Origin of the sequence: Mycolicibacterium canariasense (assembly GCF_002101555.1) — a bacterium.
GTDB classification, from domain to species: Bacteria; Actinomycetota; Actinomycetes; order Mycobacteriales; family Mycobacteriaceae; genus Mycobacterium; species Mycobacterium canariasense.
The window spans coordinates 1-14,121 of the sequence record NZ_LQOL01000091.1 but is presented as its reverse complement, the minus strand read 5'-3'; the positions used below and the strand labels follow the sequence as shown (position 1 = coordinate 14,121).

General features: G+C 70.1%; 16 protein-coding genes. 10 read left to right on the top strand and 6 right to left on the bottom strand.

The window, feature by feature from the left end:
• Window positions 1–304 precede the first annotated feature (304 nt).
• The 5 genes from mihF (at window position 305) to metK (ending at window position 4,165) form a co-directional block, all read left to right on the top strand.
• Window positions 305–622 carry an integration host factor, actinobacterial type gene (mihF, locus tag AWB94_RS30300; RefSeq protein WP_011894593.1) on the top strand — a complete coding sequence of 106 codons (318 nt, stop codon included), beginning with the start codon at window positions 305–307 and terminating at the stop codon, window positions 620–622.
• Window positions 623–641: 19 nt separating this feature from the next.
• The gene (gmk, locus tag AWB94_RS30295; protein WP_062655570.1) at window positions 642–1,220 is read left to right on the top strand and encodes a guanylate kinase; all 579 of its coding nucleotides are present in this window, start codon (window positions 642–644) and stop codon (window positions 1,218–1,220) included.
• 55 nt (window positions 1,221–1,275) lie between these two features.
• Complete coding sequence (gene rpoZ, locus AWB94_RS30290) at window positions 1,276–1,584, top strand: DNA-directed RNA polymerase subunit omega (protein ID WP_062655569.1); 309 nt, start codon at window positions 1,276–1,278, stop codon at window positions 1,582–1,584.
• Between the two features lie 20 nt (window positions 1,585–1,604).
• Window positions 1,605–2,843, top strand: coding sequence for a bifunctional phosphopantothenoylcysteine decarboxylase/phosphopantothenate--cysteine ligase CoaBC (coaBC, locus tag AWB94_RS30285; protein WP_062655568.1), 1,239 nt, complete (start codon window positions 1,605–1,607; stop codon window positions 2,841–2,843).
• Between the two features lie 113 nt (window positions 2,844–2,956).
• Entirely contained in the window at window positions 2,957–4,165 is a 1,209-nt protein-coding gene (metK, locus tag AWB94_RS30280) for a methionine adenosyltransferase (RefSeq protein WP_062655567.1), read from the top strand.
• A gap of 75 nt (window positions 4,166–4,240) precedes the next feature.
• Here metK and AWB94_RS30275 read toward each other — a convergent pair whose 3' ends face one another.
• Both AWB94_RS30275 and AWB94_RS30270 read right to left on the bottom strand, forming a co-directional pair.
• Window positions 4,241–5,197 carry an alpha/beta hydrolase gene (locus tag AWB94_RS30275; protein ID WP_062655566.1) on the bottom strand — a complete coding sequence of 319 codons (957 nt, stop codon included), beginning with the start codon at window positions 5,195–5,197 and terminating at the stop codon, window positions 4,241–4,243.
• Between the two features lie 3 nt (window positions 5,198–5,200).
• Window positions 5,201–6,139 (bottom strand): alpha/beta hydrolase, encoded by a 939-nt coding sequence (locus tag AWB94_RS30270; protein WP_062655565.1) that lies wholly within the window; start codon window positions 6,137–6,139, stop codon window positions 5,201–5,203.
• On the opposite strand from AWB94_RS30270, the gene AWB94_RS30265 reads away from it, so the two are divergent.
• Complete coding sequence (locus AWB94_RS30265) at window positions 6,138–6,836, top strand: lysoplasmalogenase (protein WP_201029506.1); 699 nt, start codon at window positions 6,138–6,140, stop codon at window positions 6,834–6,836. The two genes, AWB94_RS30270 and AWB94_RS30265, sit on opposite strands and share 2 nt — an antisense overlap.
• 38 nt (window positions 6,837–6,874) lie before the next feature.
• Complete coding sequence (locus tag AWB94_RS30260) at window positions 6,875–8,821, top strand: primosomal protein N' (RefSeq protein WP_084395045.1); 1,947 nt, start codon at window positions 6,875–6,877, stop codon at window positions 8,819–8,821.
• Between the two features lie 15 nt (window positions 8,822–8,836).
• On the opposite strand, the gene AWB94_RS30255 is transcribed toward AWB94_RS30260, so the two are convergent.
• From AWB94_RS30255 to AWB94_RS30240, 4 genes are all read right to left on the bottom strand, one after another.
• Window positions 8,837–9,127 (bottom strand): DUF202 domain-containing protein, encoded by a 291-nt coding sequence (locus AWB94_RS30255; RefSeq protein ID WP_062655562.1) that lies wholly within the window; start codon window positions 9,125–9,127, stop codon window positions 8,837–8,839.
• Window positions 9,124–9,498 carry a YidH family protein gene (locus AWB94_RS30250; RefSeq protein WP_062655561.1) on the bottom strand — a complete coding sequence of 125 codons (375 nt, stop codon included), beginning with the start codon at window positions 9,496–9,498 and terminating at the stop codon, window positions 9,124–9,126. The genes AWB94_RS30255 and AWB94_RS30250 overlap by 4 nt, the downstream gene beginning before the upstream one ends.
• Window positions 9,495–10,535 (bottom strand): FAD/NAD(P)-binding protein, encoded by a 1,041-nt coding sequence (locus AWB94_RS30245; RefSeq protein WP_062655560.1) that lies wholly within the window; start codon window positions 10,533–10,535, stop codon window positions 9,495–9,497. The genes AWB94_RS30250 and AWB94_RS30245 overlap by 4 nt, the downstream gene beginning before the upstream one ends.
• A gap of 131 nt (window positions 10,536–10,666) precedes the next feature.
• On the bottom strand, window positions 10,667–11,611 hold the full coding sequence (locus tag AWB94_RS30240; protein ID WP_062655594.1) for a LysR family transcriptional regulator: 945 nt from the start codon (window positions 11,609–11,611) through the stop codon (window positions 10,667–10,669).
• A gap of 196 nt (window positions 11,612–11,807) precedes the next feature.
• On the opposite strand from AWB94_RS30240, the gene AWB94_RS30235 reads away from it, so the two are divergent.
• The 3 genes from AWB94_RS30235 to AWB94_RS30225 all read left to right on the top strand — a co-directional run.
• Entirely contained in the window at window positions 11,808–11,990 is a 183-nt protein-coding gene (locus AWB94_RS30235; RefSeq protein WP_131805223.1) for a hypothetical protein, read from the top strand.
• A gap of 50 nt (window positions 11,991–12,040) precedes the next feature.
• Window positions 12,041–12,238 (top strand): hypothetical protein, encoded by a 198-nt coding sequence (locus AWB94_RS30230; protein ID WP_062655558.1) that lies wholly within the window; start codon window positions 12,041–12,043, stop codon window positions 12,236–12,238.
• 98 nt (window positions 12,239–12,336) lie between these two features.
• The coding region (locus tag AWB94_RS30225) for a DUF2207 domain-containing protein (RefSeq protein WP_085122569.1) at window positions 12,337–14,121 on the top strand (1,785 nt) is incomplete at its 3' end.

Below are 14,121 nucleotides of genomic sequence, written 5' to 3'. Positions count from 1 at the left end.
AGAATCGCCGGACCGGCGACGGCGCCGCCCCGCGGCGATGAACAGGCGAGGTCGCCGCCGTAACGCGAAAAGCGCTGGATATGCAGGTAGATCGGGTGTCGGGGCGGCGGCGACGCGGTTGCCGGGTGCAGCCGCGGCTAAGGGCGGCAGCACCCCGCGCGCGCCCTACACGCTGGTCTTTTGGCCCCGTTCACCGGGGGTGGGGTTAGCTTTCGTCAGGATGCGTGGGTACGGTCGTCGTCGCTGGCTGGTTACGTAATCCAGCCGTGATGAAACAACAGATGGCGAGAGACGGAGGAACCCCGTGGCCCTTCCCCAGTTGACCGACGAACAGCGCGCGGCAGCGTTGGAGAAGGCTGCTGCCGCACGTCGAGCGCGAGCCGAGTTGAAAGACCGACTCAAGCGCGGCGGCACCAACCTCAAGCAGGTGCTCACCGACGCCGAGACCGATGAGGTCTTGGGCAAGATGAAGGTCTCCGCGTTGCTGGAGGCGTTGCCGAAGGTGGGCAAGGTCAAGGCTCAGGAGATCATGACCGAGCTGGAGATCGCCCCGACCCGCCGCCTGCGCGGCCTCGGCGACCGTCAGCGCAAGGCCCTCCTGGAGAAGTTCGACTTCTCCTGAGCGCGGACCGAACGAATAAGTGAACACTGGTGGAGGGCCGGGCAGGGCTGCCGTGGTGGTGCTGTCCGGCCCGTCCGCCGTCGGGAAATCCACGGTGGTCCGCTGCCTGCGTGACCGGATTCCCGACCTGTATTTCAGCGTGTCCGCGACGACACGCGCGCCGCGACCCGGTGAGGTCGACGGTGTCGACTACCGGTTTGTCAGCCCCGAACAGTTCCAGCATCTGATCGATTCGGGTGAACTGCTGGAATGGGCCGAGATCCACGGCGGCCTGCATCGCTCGGGCACGCCGGCCGCGCCTGTCCGCGCGGCCGTTGCGAACGGTGTGCCCGTTCTGATCGAGGTGGATCTGGCCGGGGCGCGAGCCGTCAAGACGGCGATGCCCGAGGTCACGACGGTGTTCCTCGCGCCCCCGAGCTGGGAGGCGCTGGAGGAACGGCTGATCGGCCGCGGTACCGAGGGCCCGGAGGTGCAGGCCAGGCGGCTGGCCACGGCGCGCGCCGAACTGGCCGCCCAGACCGACTTCGACGTGGTGGTGGTCAACAGTCAATTGGAGTCGGCGTGCGCGGAATTGGTATCCTTGCTGGTGGCCCGCTAACCGACTGGCTTTTTCGGCCGCCTCACGGCCACCAACTGCATCTTCTCTATCACCCATTACAGCCGGGAGAATCTCCGTGACCTCTGTCGAGAACCTCGACGCCGCCAACGCCTACGACACGCCGTTGGGCATCACCAACCCGCCCATCGACGAGCTGCTCGACCGGGTGTCGAGCAAGTATGCCCTGGTGATCTATGCCGCCAAGCGCGCCCGGCAGATCAACGACTACTACAACCAGCTCGGTGACGGCATCCTGGAGTACGTCGGCCCGCTGGTCGAGCCGGGTCTGCAGGAGAAGCCGCTGTCGATCGCGATGCGTGAGATCCACGGCGATCTGCTGGAGCACTCCGAGGGCGACGAGTAACGCACGCGCCGGCGGGACACATGACCGAACGCAAGCGCATCGTCGTCGGCGTTGCCGGCGGCATCGCCGCCTTTAAGGCGTGCACGGTCGTCCGTCAGCTGGCCGAGGCCGGGCATTCCGTCCGTGTCGTCCCCACCGAGTCGGCGCTGAGATTCGTCGGCGCCGCCACCTTCGAGGCCCTGTCGGGCCACCCGGTGCACACCGGGGTGTTCGAGAACGTCGACGAGGTACCGCACGTCCGGATCGGCCAGGAGGCCGATCTGGTGGTGGTGGCCCCGGCCACCGCCGACCTGCTGGCCCGTGCCGTCTCCGGCCGCGCCGACGACCTGCTCACCGCGACCCTGCTGACCGCGCGATGTCCCGTGCTGTTCGCTCCGGCCATGCACACCGAGATGTGGTTCCACCCGGCCACCGTGGACAACGTCGCGACGTTGCGCCGCCGCGGCGCGGTGGTTCTGGAACCCGCCTCCGGGCGGCTCACCGGTGCCGATACCGGGCCGGGCCGGCTGCCCGAGGCCGAGGAGATCACCACACTGGCCGGACTGTTGCTGGAGCGGGGCGACGCCCTGCCGTACGACATGGCCGGGGTGAAGGCGCTGGTGACCGCGGGCGGCACCCGCGAGCCGCTGGATCCGGTCCGGTTCATCGGGAACCGCAGTTCGGGCAAGCAGGGCTATGCGCTGGCACGGGTGCTCGCCCAGCGTGGCGCCGACGTCACCCTCATCGCGGGCAACACCTCCGGTCTGGTCGATCCGGCCGGCGTGCACGTGGTGCACATCGGGTCGGCGGCCCAGCTGCGTGATGCGGTGTCCAAACACGCCCCCGACGCGAGCGTGCTGGTGATGGCCGCCGCCGTCGCCGATTTCCGGCCCGCCCAGGTGGCGACCGCCAAGATCAAGAAGGGGGCCGGCGAGCCGACGTCGATCGAACTGATCCGCAACGACGATGTCCTGGCCGGCGCCGTCCGCGCCCGCGCCGACGGCCAGCTGCCCAATATGCGCGCCATCGTCGGGTTCGCGGCCGAAACCGGTGACGCCGACGGCGATGTGCTCTTCCACGCCCGGGCGAAGCTGCAGCGCAAGGGCTGCGACCTGCTGGTGGTCAACGCCGTCGGCGACGGCAAGGCGTTCGAGGTGGATGACAACACCGGATGGCTGCTGGCGGCCGACGGCACCGAGGCGGCTTTGCCACACGGCTCGAAGACTTTGATGGCCAGCCGTATCGTGGACGCGATCGGGGCGTTCCTGACGACGGAGTGAACCCGCCGGCATCAACCTGCGGATAAGGGTTGCGCCGGTCGGGGGTTGCAGGTTGGCTCGCAGTGAGCGTGTATACGATTCGACTACCTAACTATTCTGGAGGAAAAGGCACTGTGAGCACAGGTCGACTGTTTACCAGTGAGTCGGTCACCGAAGGACACCCCGACAAGATCTGTGACGCGATCAGCGATTCGATCCTCGACTCGCTGCTGGCCGCCGATCCCAAATCACGTGTCGCAGTCGAGACCGCCGTCACCACCGGCCAGGTGCACGTCATCGGTGAGGTGACCACCTCCGCCAAGGAGGCGTTCGCCGATATCAACAGCACGGTGCGCGCGCGCATCCTGGAAATCGGCTACGACTCCTCCGACAAGGGCTTCGACGGTGAGACCGCCGGCGTCAACATCGGCATCGGTCGCCAGTCGCCCGATATCGCGCAGGGGGTCGACACCGCGCACGAGACCCGCGTCGAGGGCGCCGGCGACCCGCTGGACCTCCAGGGCGCCGGCGATCAGGGCCTGATGTTCGGCTACGCCATCAAGGACACCCCGGAACTGATGCCGCTGCCGATCGCCCTGGCACACCGGCTGGCCCGCCGGCTCACCGAGGTGCGCAAGAACGGGGTGCTGGACTACCTGCGCCCGGACGGCAAGACGCAGGTCACCGTGCAGTACGACGGCACCACCCCGGTTCGGCTGGACACCGTGGTGCTGTCCACCCAGCACGCCGCCGGCATCGACCTGGACGGCACCCTGACCCCGGATATCCGGGAGAAGGTCGTCAACACGGTGCTGGCCGATCTCAACCACGAATCCCTGGACACCTCCGATTTCCGGCTGCTGGTCAACCCGACCGGCAAGTTCGTGCTCGGCGGCCCGATGGGTGACGCCGGTCTGACCGGCCGCAAGATCATCGTCGACACCTACGGCGGCTGGGCCCGTCACGGTGGCGGCGCGTTCTCCGGCAAGGATCCGTCGAAGGTGGATCGCTCGGCCGCTTACGCGATGCGCTGGGTGGCCAAGAACGTGGTCGCCGCCGGCCTGGCGGAGCGCGTCGAGGTACAGGTGGCCTACGCCATCGGCAAGGCGGCCCCGGTCGGGCTGTTCGTCGAGACGTTCGGGTCCGAGACCGTCGACCCGGCTCGCATCGAGAAGGCCATCACCGCCGTGTTCGACCTGCGGCCGGGCGCCATCGTTCGCGACCTGGACCTGCTGCGCCCGATCTACGCCCCGACCGCCGCGTACGGGCACTTCGGCCGCACCGATATCGAGTTGCCGTGGGAGCAGCTGAACAAGGTCGACGAGCTCAAGGCGTCGGTCTAGTACCCGCCCAAACTCACCTTCGGGCCGGAAAGTGCGAGCGCGACACGGCAATACGTCGAATTCGGCGGCGTCGCACTAGGGGTGCAGGGCCGCCCGTAGCGCGGCCAACCCGCGCTCGGTGGCCTCGGTCGCGGCGGGGGAGGCCAGCGCCAGGCTGACGTAGCCGTGCACCATCGTCGGCTCGTTGCTGCGCTGCACGGGAACCCCTGCCGCGCTGAGCAATTCGGCGTACCGGCCGCCGTCGTCGCGCAGCGGGTCGTGCTCGGCGGTGCCGATGAACGCCGGCGGCAAACCCTGCAGCGATACCGCATTGGCCGGTGCCACATCGGTGGGCAGCGCGGCCGGGTCGTCGAGGTCCATCCCGGGCAGGTACCACTCCAGGAAGGTCTCGATCACCTCGTCGTTGAGGATGTAGGCGTTCGGGTTCTCCAGGAACGACGGGGCGGTGCGGTCACCGACGGCCACCGGATACCACAGCAGCTGGAACACCAGCGGCGGCCCGCCGGCGTCGCGGGCCCGCAATGCCATCACCGCGGACAGGTTGCCGCCCGCCGAATCGCCGGCCACCGCGATCCGGGCCGGATCCCCGCCGAGCTCGGCGGCGTGCTCGCCGACCCAGCGCAGTGCCGCCCAGGCGTCCTCGACCCCGGCCGGGAACGGGTGCTCGGGCGCCAGCCGGTAGTCCGCCGACACCACGATCGCCTCGGCGCCCACGGCGTGCGCGCGGGCCACGTGGTCGTGGGTGTCCAGATCGCCGATCGCCCAACCCCCGCCGTGGTAGAAGACCACCACGGGCAGGTTGTCGTGCTGGGCCACCGGTGGCCAGTAGATGCGCACCGGGATGTCGGTGAGTTCGCCGTAGGAGATGGTGTGTTCTTCGATCCGCAACTGCGGCAACAGCTCGGCCGGCGGTTTCACCGCGCGCATCCGTTCCCTGGCCACCTCCACCCCTTCGGCTTTGGTGAACACCATGGGGACGGCATCCAACAGCGCCTTGAGGATCGGGTCGACGTCGGGTCGGGTGGTGGTCATGCCTCAGGCTAGCGCGGCCCGCAGTGCGGCCAACCCGCGATCGACCGCATCGGTCGCCACCGGTACCACGCCGTGGTAGCCGAGGTAGCCGTGCACCAGGGTGGGGGCGTGATCGACCTGCACGGGTACCCCGGCCGCCGCCAACAGCTCGCCGTAACGCACGCCGTCGTCGCGCAGTGGGTCGTACCCGGCCACGGCGATGTAGGCCGGCGCCACCTCGGCCAGCGAGTCGGCGCGGGCCGGCACCAGGGTGGCCGGCGGGTTCTTCAGATCGGCGCCTGCGGCGTACAGCAGGGAGAACCCGCCGACGGCGCCGCGGCCGAGGATCGGGGCGTCGGCGTTCTCGGTGAACGACGCCAAGCTGGTGTCCCAGGTGGTGGCCGGGTACCACAGCAGCTGTAGGCGCGGCTTCAGCCCGGCGTCGCGGGCCAGCAGGGCCACCACCGCGGCCAGGTTACCGCCGGCCGAATCACCGGCCAGCGCAAGGCGTTCCGGGTCGGCGCCCAGCTCGTCGGCATGTGCGGCGACCCATTGCGTCACCGCCCACACGTCGTCCACGGCGGCCGGGTAGGGATGTTCGGGGGCCAGCCGGTAATCCACCGACACCACGACCGCACCCGCGGCGACGGCGTGCTCGCGGGCGGTGCCGTCATAGGTGTCCAGATCGCCGACCACCCAGCCGCCGCCGTGGAAGAACAGGACGACCGGCGGCCGGGGGCCCGGCGACCCGTCGGTGTCGGGCCAGTAGACCCGGACCGGGACACCGGCGATGGTGCGGTCCTCGGTGCGCAGATCCTGGTGCACCGGGCGGCGGGGCAGCGCGCGGAACCGCTCGCGGGCGGCTTCGGCACCTCCGTCGGTGGTCAATTGGAACGGCACCGCTTCCAGTACCTTTTCCAGAATGGCGTCCAGGGCGGGTCTGTCGGTACCGGGTTCAGGCATGGCATCACCGTACGCAGCGCGCTCGACCCGGCTGTTGTGGGTGTTGGCTCTGCTGGCCGCCGCCGGGTACGGCGTTTTCCTCGTCACGGTGGCATTGCGGGTCCCGGCCGGGGCCGAGCTGACCGGGCAGTTCGTCCTGCAGCCCGCCGTCAAGGCCGCCGCGGCGGTGCTGCTGGCGGTCGCGGCGCTGTGGCACCCGATCGGCCGGGAACGGCGCTGGCTGGTACCGGCGCTGGGGTTCTCCGCGGCGGGCGACTTCCTGCTGGCGCTGCCCTGGTGGCCGCCGTCCTTCGTGCTCGGGCTGGGGGCCTTCCTGCTGGCGCACCTGTGCTTCCTGACCGCGCTCTACCCGCTGGTCGGGCGTAGCACGCCACGGCTGGCCGCGGCCGCGCTGGTGGTGGCCGCCTGCGTGGTGCTGCTGGTGTGGTTCTGGCCGGCGCTGCTGGAGCAGGGCATGGCGGCTCCCGTGGTGGTCTACATCGGGGTGCTGGGCGCCATGGTGTGCGCGGCGCTGCTGGCGCAGCTGCCGACACCGTGGACGGCGTTGGGTGCGGTGTGTTTCGCGGTATCCGACGGGATGATCGGGATCAGCAAGTTCGTGTTGGGCAGCGAGCGGCTGGCGGTGCCGATCTGGTGGTTCTACGCCGCCTCGCTGCTGCTCATCACCGCCGGCTTCTTCTTCGGTCGACACCGTTGACGCCCGCCGAGCACGAGCCGATCGCCCGGGTGCTCCCGATGCTGTCGGTCCCGCACCTGGACCGCGAGTTCGACTATCTGGTATCGGCCGACCAGTCCGACGACGCCCAGCCCGGGGTGCGGGTGCGGGTGCGTTTCCACGGCCGCCTGGTGGACGCGTTCGTCCTCGAAAGACGTTCCGACACCGATCATTCCGGAAAGCTGGGGTGGCTGGACCGGGTGGTGTCGCCGGAACCCGTGCTGACCCGGGAGGTGCGCCGGCTGGTGGACGCGGTGGCCGCCCGGTATGCCGGCACCCGCGCCGACGTGCTGCGGCTGGCCGTGCCGCCCCGGCACGCCGCGGCCGAGAAACAGGCGAGCCCTGAGCTTCCGCCGACGGCCGAGCGTCCGGTCGACGAATCGGGGTGGGCCGACTACGGACGCGGCGAACAGTTCCTGGCCGCCATCCGGGAGGGCCGTGCCGCCCGCGCCGTGTGGCAGGCACTGCCGGGGGAGCGGTGGCCGCAGCGGCTGGCCGAGGCGGCCGCCGTGGCGGTGCATTCCGGACGAGGCGCCCTGCTGATCGTCCCGGATCAGCGCGACGTCGACGCACTGCATGCCGCCGCCTGCGCGTGCGTGGACGAGTCCAGGGTGGTGGCGCTGTCGGCCGGCCTGGGCCCGTCCCAACGGTACAAACGGTGGCTGGCGGTGTTGCGTGGGCAGGCCCGGCTGGTGATCGGCACCCGCAGTGCGGTATTCGCTCCGGTGGCGGACCTGGGATTGGTCGCCGTGTGGGACGACGGTGACGATTCCCTGGCCGAACCGCGCGCCCCGTATCCGCATGCGCGTGAGGTCGCCATGTTGCGCGCGCACCAACTGCGTTGTGCGGCATTGCTCGGCGGCTACGCGCGCACGGCCGAGGCCCAGGCGTTGGTGCGCAGCCGCTGGGCGCACGATCTGGTGGCACCCCGCGCCGTGGTGCGGGCCCGGGCGCCGCGGGTGGCCGCGGTGGACGACAGCGCTTTCGACCAAGAGCGCGACCCGGCGGCCCGCACCGCCCGGGTGCCCTCGATGGCGTTGCGCGCCGCCCGGACGGCACTGGCCGCCGGGCATCCGGTGTTGGTCCAGGTGCCGCGTCGCGGCTACATCCCGGCGCTGGCGTGCGCTCGGTGCCGCACCGTGGCCCGCTGCCGGCACTGCACCGGGCCGCTGTCGCTGCCGGACCGCGACGCCCACGGGGCGGTGTGCCGATGGTGTGCCCGTACCGAGCTGTCACTGCGCTGCGTGAGTTGTGGCTCCGACGCGGTACGGGCGGTGGTGGTCGGTGCCCGCCGCACCGCCGAGGAAATGGGGCGCGCCCTGCCCGGTGAGGTGATCATCACCTCCGGTGGTGACACCGTGCTCTCCACGGTGCGAGCCGGGCCGGCGGTCGTCGTCGCCACCCCCGGCGCGGAACCCGCGGCGCCGGGCGGATACGGGGCCGCGCTCCTGCTGGACGGCTGGGCACTGTTGGGCCGGCAGGACCTGCGCGCCGCGGAGGACACGTTGCGCCGCTGGATGGCCGCGACCGCGCTGGTGCGCAGCCGCGCCGACGGCGGCATGGTGGCCGTCATCGCCGAGTCGGTGATCCCCACCGTGCAGGCGTTGATCCGCTGGGACCCGTTGGGGCACGCCGAAACCGAGCTGGACGCGCGCACCGAGGTGGGCCTGCCCCCGGCTGTGCACCTGGCGGTGCTCGACGGCGCCCCCGACGCCGTCGCCGCGCTGGTGGATGCCGCGACGCTACCCGCCGAGGCCGAACTGCTGGGACCGGTGGAGCTGCCGCCCGGCGCCCGCCGGCCGCCGGGGGTCGCAGTGGACAGCCCCATCAGTCGCATGCTGGTGCGGGTGCCGCGCACCGGTGGCCTGGAATTGGCGGCCGCGTTACGCCGGGCGGTCAACGCGATGTCGGCCCGCCACGACCAGCAGCCGGTGCGGGTGCAGATCGACCCGCTGCACATTGGCTGATCACCACAGCGCCGGTCACCACAGCACCGCGGCACCGCAGGCGATACCGAGCGCGGCGGTCACGATCCCGGTCGCGGGGACGGCCCACCGCGCCGGTGCGATGTCGCCGTGCTCGCCGAGGAGTTGTCCACGCCGGACCCGGTGCGCGGCGCCGGCGGCCAGCAGGGCGATCGCGGCCAGTCCGTGCGCCCACCCGGGCAGTTCGCGGGCGCGGAACGCCAACAGGACGGCCACCGCCAGGAATCCGAATGCCGTTCTCTCCCAGCTGAGTTGAGTGCGCTCACACTGCAGACCGTCGGCTCTCACCCGGCCAGCACCGCCGAGGCCAGTACCGCCGCGCCGGTGATGAGCAGGAACCCCGTCAACAGCGCCGGCAGGTGTGTCGCCGGCAGGTCGGCGTCGGCTCTCATGGCCTGCTGCACGCGCCGCCACCGCCGCACCGACGCGACGGCGACCACGGCTCCCGCCGTGATCAACGCCGTGGCCAGGCCGCGGCGCCCCCACGACACGGCGAACGGTCCCAGCAGCTGCGCGACGGCGACACCGCCGGCGATCAGGGCGAGCGCCGTGCGGATCCAGGCCAGGAACGTGCGTTCGTTGGCCAGGGTGAACCGGTAGTCGGGCTCCGCACCGCCGTCTGCCGACGGCCGCCCGGAACGCACGGGCGACACCGTCATGCGCCGTACCGCAACCAGATCGGCAGACACTTGTCGAGCTGCTCCATGAACTTCTCCAGCCCGACGCGGTGCTCCCCGAATCCGGTGGGGTCGACCCGGTAACCGGGAAAGGCGATCCCGATCCCGAACAGGCCGGGGGCGATGATGCCGTTGGCGGGGTTGTGTCGCAGCGGTCCCCACTGGGGTGCCTCGATCCGCCGCGGCTCGAAACCCACCGTGTAGATCACCTGATCGCACCGGCCCAGCAGCTCGTCGAACCGCGGGTCGTCCACGTGGCACCGGTGCAGCCGCTCGGGCAGCCGTCCGTCCAGATTGTCCCTGGCCCATTGGGCGGCATGACCTTTCAGGCCGGTGTCGTCGAACAACGTCCAGTCACCGAAATCCACGGCGTAGCGCAGGGGGTGTTGGTAGAAGTTGATGATCTCCGCCACGGGTTGTTTCAACAGGTTGGGTAGCACCAGCATGGTCGAATGCGACGAGCCGAACACGGCGACGGTCGCCCCGTCGAGTCGTTCGGTGCCCAGTTTGTGCGCATCGACGGCGACGTCGAGGGGGATCTCCCGCATACCCGGATAATCCAGGCTGCGGGCCCGTGAGCCAATGGCCAGCACCACGTTGTCCGAGGTGAGGACGGCATCCTCGGTATGCACCGCCCAGCGTCGCTGGTGCAGCTCGAGGCGGGTTGCCGTGGTCTTGTGCGTGGCGACCCGCTCGGCGAGGCGTGCGGTGATCCATTGCAGTGGTTCGGCCACCGCTCCCAGCGAACACGTCTGGCTCGGGTCGAGGCCGCGGATCGCAAAGTCCGGTGCCTCGTGGAAGCCGAACGCCGCGGGTGTCCCGAGGAAATCCAGGAAGCCGCCGACCCGGGTGTTGCTGGACACCACCGACCACCGAGTCCCGAAATCGCCGACGGCGAATTCCGGGTCCACCCAGGCGATCTCGTCCGGACGGATACCACAGTCGATCAGCCGACCGACTGTGGCGATGCCGGACGGTCCGGCCCCGACGATCGTCCACCGATAGTGCGTGGGATGCATGGCTGCTGGCTCCTTCGGATGTCTGTGTCGTGGTGCCGATCAGCACCACACACTCATCGTCGGCCCGGCCGCCGCCCGGCGGTACGACCCACGTCGTTGTGGGCTCACAAACCCCGTTTGTGACCTGAGGGTCAGTGCGCCCCCTGCAACGTGCCGATGTGCCCGAGCAGATCACGGACCGCGCCCGCCGGCGGTGTCCGCCCACCGACCCAGATGGCCCGCAGGTCTCTGTGCAGATCCAGCTCCGGAGTCGGTACCTCGCGTAGCCGCCCGAACGCGAGATCGTCGGCCACCGCGAGCCGGCTCATGACGGCGGGGGCCTGACTGGCCAGCACCGCCGCCCGAACGGCCGCGGCGGACGACAGCTCCAGCAGGGGAGCAGCCTGCTCGGCGGGCTCGTGGCCGGTCCGGCGCAGCGCGGCGATGAGTGAGTCGCGGGTACCCGACCCGGCCTCACGGCAGATCAGCGGCGTTCGTGCCAGCTCGGCGGCGCTGATCGACCGAGCCCGCCGGGCCCACTTGTGGCTTGTGGCGACGACGACCACGAGTTCGTCATGGGCCACCACCCTGGTTCGCACACCCGACGGGACGGTCGGGCTTTCGACGAAGCCCACATCGGCTGCCCCGCCGGTGACATCGGCGATCGCGTGATCACTGTTGGTGGCGGTCAGCGTCACCTCCGGAGCGGGAGCCCCGTTCTGGATCGCGGCGGCGCGCAGCGATACCAGCCACCGCGGCAGCAATTGCTCGGCAATGGTCTGGCTGGCCGAGATCTTGATGCGGCTGCGGGTTTCCGCACGCAGGGACGCCAAACCGGCATCCACGTGTGCGGCGACGTCCAGCAGTTGACGGGCCCACTCGGTGACCACCACCCCGGCCGGTGTCAGCTGCGATCCACGCGGTGTGCGGACCGCCAGCTTCACACCGGTCTGCGCCTCCATCGAGGCCAGCCGGGCAGACACCGCCTGCTGGGTCAGCCCGATCTTGCGGGCCGCGGCGCCGAGACTGCCCGTCTCGGCGACGGCCATCAGAACCTCGAACTCGGTGAGACCCGGCATGCGTGAACTCAAAGCCATGACCTCGATGAAAGCACAGCACGGGACGTGCCGGCCGGTGCAGCGCGAGTGGGCGCGCATCCGGTCACAAACAACGGTTGTGAACCGACAGCAATCGAGGCACTACTGCGGCCGCCCATGACCGCGAAATATGAATGTTGTTCCCACACAACCGATACAGGAGGAATCAGAAATGACTCACATGAGGAAGGCCGCGATGGTAAGTCTGGCACCGGTGGCCGCGGCCGTCGCGATTGCACTCGCACCCGCGGGCGGCGTGGGTGTCGACCCCCGGACGCCCTATGGCACCGACCCGGCAACGAGCACCGTCCCGACCTATCACGTCGACAACCAGGACGAGGTCGACACCTCCGGCGGATTCGTCGACCAACCCTTCTGAGCTCCATTCACCCGATACCCAGCGACCACCCCACGGAGGAGTACCGCATCATGAACCACATCGGAGCACTTGTCATCACCGCCGCGGCGGTGGCCATCGGTGCCGCGTCCCCGGCCTGCGCGGAGGTCGACGTGGTCCAGCACACCGGTCACGCCGAGGTCGTCGCGACGCCAGGCCCGGCGACCGACCATGCCGCCCAACTTCAGCGGCCGTTCGGTGGGGCGCCGGCCCTGGCGTTTCACCACTGAGGCGGGTGGCCCGACGCTCGGCCGCCCGCGATGCCGTGTATGGGCAAAAAGCCCCGTTGCACATAAGGTAGTGCACAGCCAGCGCACAGGAGGTGAGGATGGGACGACTGATCCGGTGGTCGATCCTGTTGGTACTCATCGCCTTTGGCTTCCTGTGGCCGGTGATTTTCAGCGCCGGCCCCGGATCGGGCGACCCGGTCGAGGACCCGGTGGTGATCGCCGACTACACCGCCTCCTACACCGTCGATGTCGGCGGTCGGCTGAATGCGGTGGAAACCATCACCGGTGAATTCCCGGATGGCCGGCACGGCATCTTCCGGTACTGGGACGTGGCCAATCCGAACAACCCGAACGTGCGCCAGGTGCCGAGGGTCGACGCCATCCTGATGGACGGCCGACCGGCGCCCTACCAGATGTTGTGGGAGCGCGGGGAGCGATTCCGGGTCGCCAAGATCGGCTCCGCTGATGTCACCCTGGACGAGGGCACCCACGTCTTCGAGATCCGCTATCACATCGACGGTGTCCTGGACCCGGGAAAGGTGGGCGCCGACAAGCGGTTCGCGTCGAGCACCGGCGGTCGGCAGGCCCGCACCGCCTTCTACTGGAACGTCATCGCGCCGTCCTGGAACAACATCATCCAACGGGTGAACGTCACCGTGACGCTGCCCGCGAAGGTGGTCGGTGCCCAGTGCTCGGTGGGCTTCGGCGCCGGCCGGGACTGCACCGATCTGACGGTGCGCGGTGACACGGTGACGTTCCGGGCGAGCGGTCTCCAGCCGCGCACCCCGGTCACGCTGCGGGCCGGCATCGACATGCCCACCCCGGCGCGCGCCGAACTGCCATGGCCGTACCCGTTCGACCGGATCCTGGGGCAGTCGGTGACCCAGGTGGCGGTGCTGCTCGGGTTGTCGGCTCTGGCCGGTCTCGGCGCGGTGCTGGCGTACCGCACCACCGTGGAACCGTCGCCGGGTTTCCCGTTGCAGTACGCGCCACCGCCCGGCCTGGGGCCGGTCCAGTGTGAATACATCCGCACCGAGGCGATCCCCAGGGACGGGCTGACCGCGACGCTGTTCCACCTCGCCGAGCGCAAGCTCATCGAGCTGCGCCAGGTCAACGACAAGCAGTGGAACATCCGCGGTATCGCCGTCCCCGGCGCCTGGGCGGACGTCGACTATCCGAGCGCGGCCGTCGGTGGGGCGCTGAAGGTGATCGGTCGGGGCACCGAGTTCCAGGCCAAGAAGTCGGTGACGGCCGGGAAGAAACTCAACAAGGCCAAGACCGATCTGGCCGAGGCCACCCGCGAATGGGCGGTCAAGGACGGGCTGCTGGTCAAGCGGCGCAAAGAGCTGTGGGTGCGTACGGCCAACGCAGTGGCCGCCGTCCTGATGGTGTGCGCCTTCTTCCGGTGGGGATTTTCGATCACGCTGTGGGCGTTGCCCTTTGCGGTGTTCTTCCTGCTGTCGCTGCGCTCCTGGGCCGACGGGGTCGGCACCCGGCGCACCGCGGCCGGGCGGCAATTGTGGTCACAGGTGGGCGGATTCCACCGGATGCTGACCACCGATTCGGCCGAGAGTCGCTTCGACTTCGCCGCCCGCAAAGACCTCTACACCGCCTACGTGCCCTATGCCGTGGCCGCCGGCGTCGCGGCACTGTGGGCGCAGAAGTATCAGGCCTCCACGGGAACGGTTGCCCCGCAACCGGAGTGGTATCACTCGTCGTCGGACGACTCGTCGCGTTTCACCGGTGGGTCGGGCGCGCCGAGTTTCGACAGCTTCGAATCGGCGCTGTCGTCGTCGATCGGGGCCTACACCGCATCGCAGTCGTCGTCGTCCTCGGGCGGTAGCGGTAGCAGCAGCTCCGGCGGTGGCGGCGGGGGCGGTGGC

Excerpts from the sequence above, each read along its gene's own strand:
- coaBC (WP_062655568.1), top strand. The coding sequence starts at position 1,605 with ATGACCGAACGCAAGCGCATCGTCGTCGGCGTTGCCGGCGGCATCGCC.
- AWB94_RS30275 (WP_062655566.1), bottom strand. The coding sequence starts at position 5,197 with ATGACCACCACCCGACCCGACGTCGACCCGATCCTCAAGGCGCTGTTG.
- AWB94_RS30265 (WP_201029506.1), top strand. The coding sequence starts at position 6,138 with ATGGCATCACCGTACGCAGCGCGCTCGACCCGGCTGTTGTGGGTGTTG.
- AWB94_RS30270 (WP_062655565.1), bottom strand. The coding sequence starts at position 6,139 with ATGCCTGAACCCGGTACCGACAGACCCGCCCTGGACGCCATTCTGGAA.
- AWB94_RS30260 (WP_084395045.1), top strand. The coding sequence starts at position 6,875 with ATGCTGTCGGTCCCGCACCTGGACCGCGAGTTCGACTATCTGGTATCG.
- AWB94_RS30250 (WP_062655561.1), bottom strand. The coding sequence starts at position 9,498 with ATGACGGTGTCGCCCGTGCGTTCCGGGCGGCCGTCGGCAGACGGCGGT.
- AWB94_RS30245 (WP_062655560.1), bottom strand. The coding sequence starts at position 10,535 with ATGCATCCCACGCACTATCGGTGGACGATCGTCGGGGCCGGACCGTCC.
- AWB94_RS30240 (WP_062655594.1), bottom strand. The coding sequence starts at position 11,611 with ATGGCTTTGAGTTCACGCATGCCGGGTCTCACCGAGTTCGAGGTTCTG.
- AWB94_RS30235 (WP_131805223.1), top strand. The coding sequence starts at position 11,808 with ATGGTAAGTCTGGCACCGGTGGCCGCGGCCGTCGCGATTGCACTCGCA.
- AWB94_RS30230 (WP_062655558.1), top strand. The coding sequence starts at position 12,041 with ATGAACCACATCGGAGCACTTGTCATCACCGCCGCGGCGGTGGCCATC.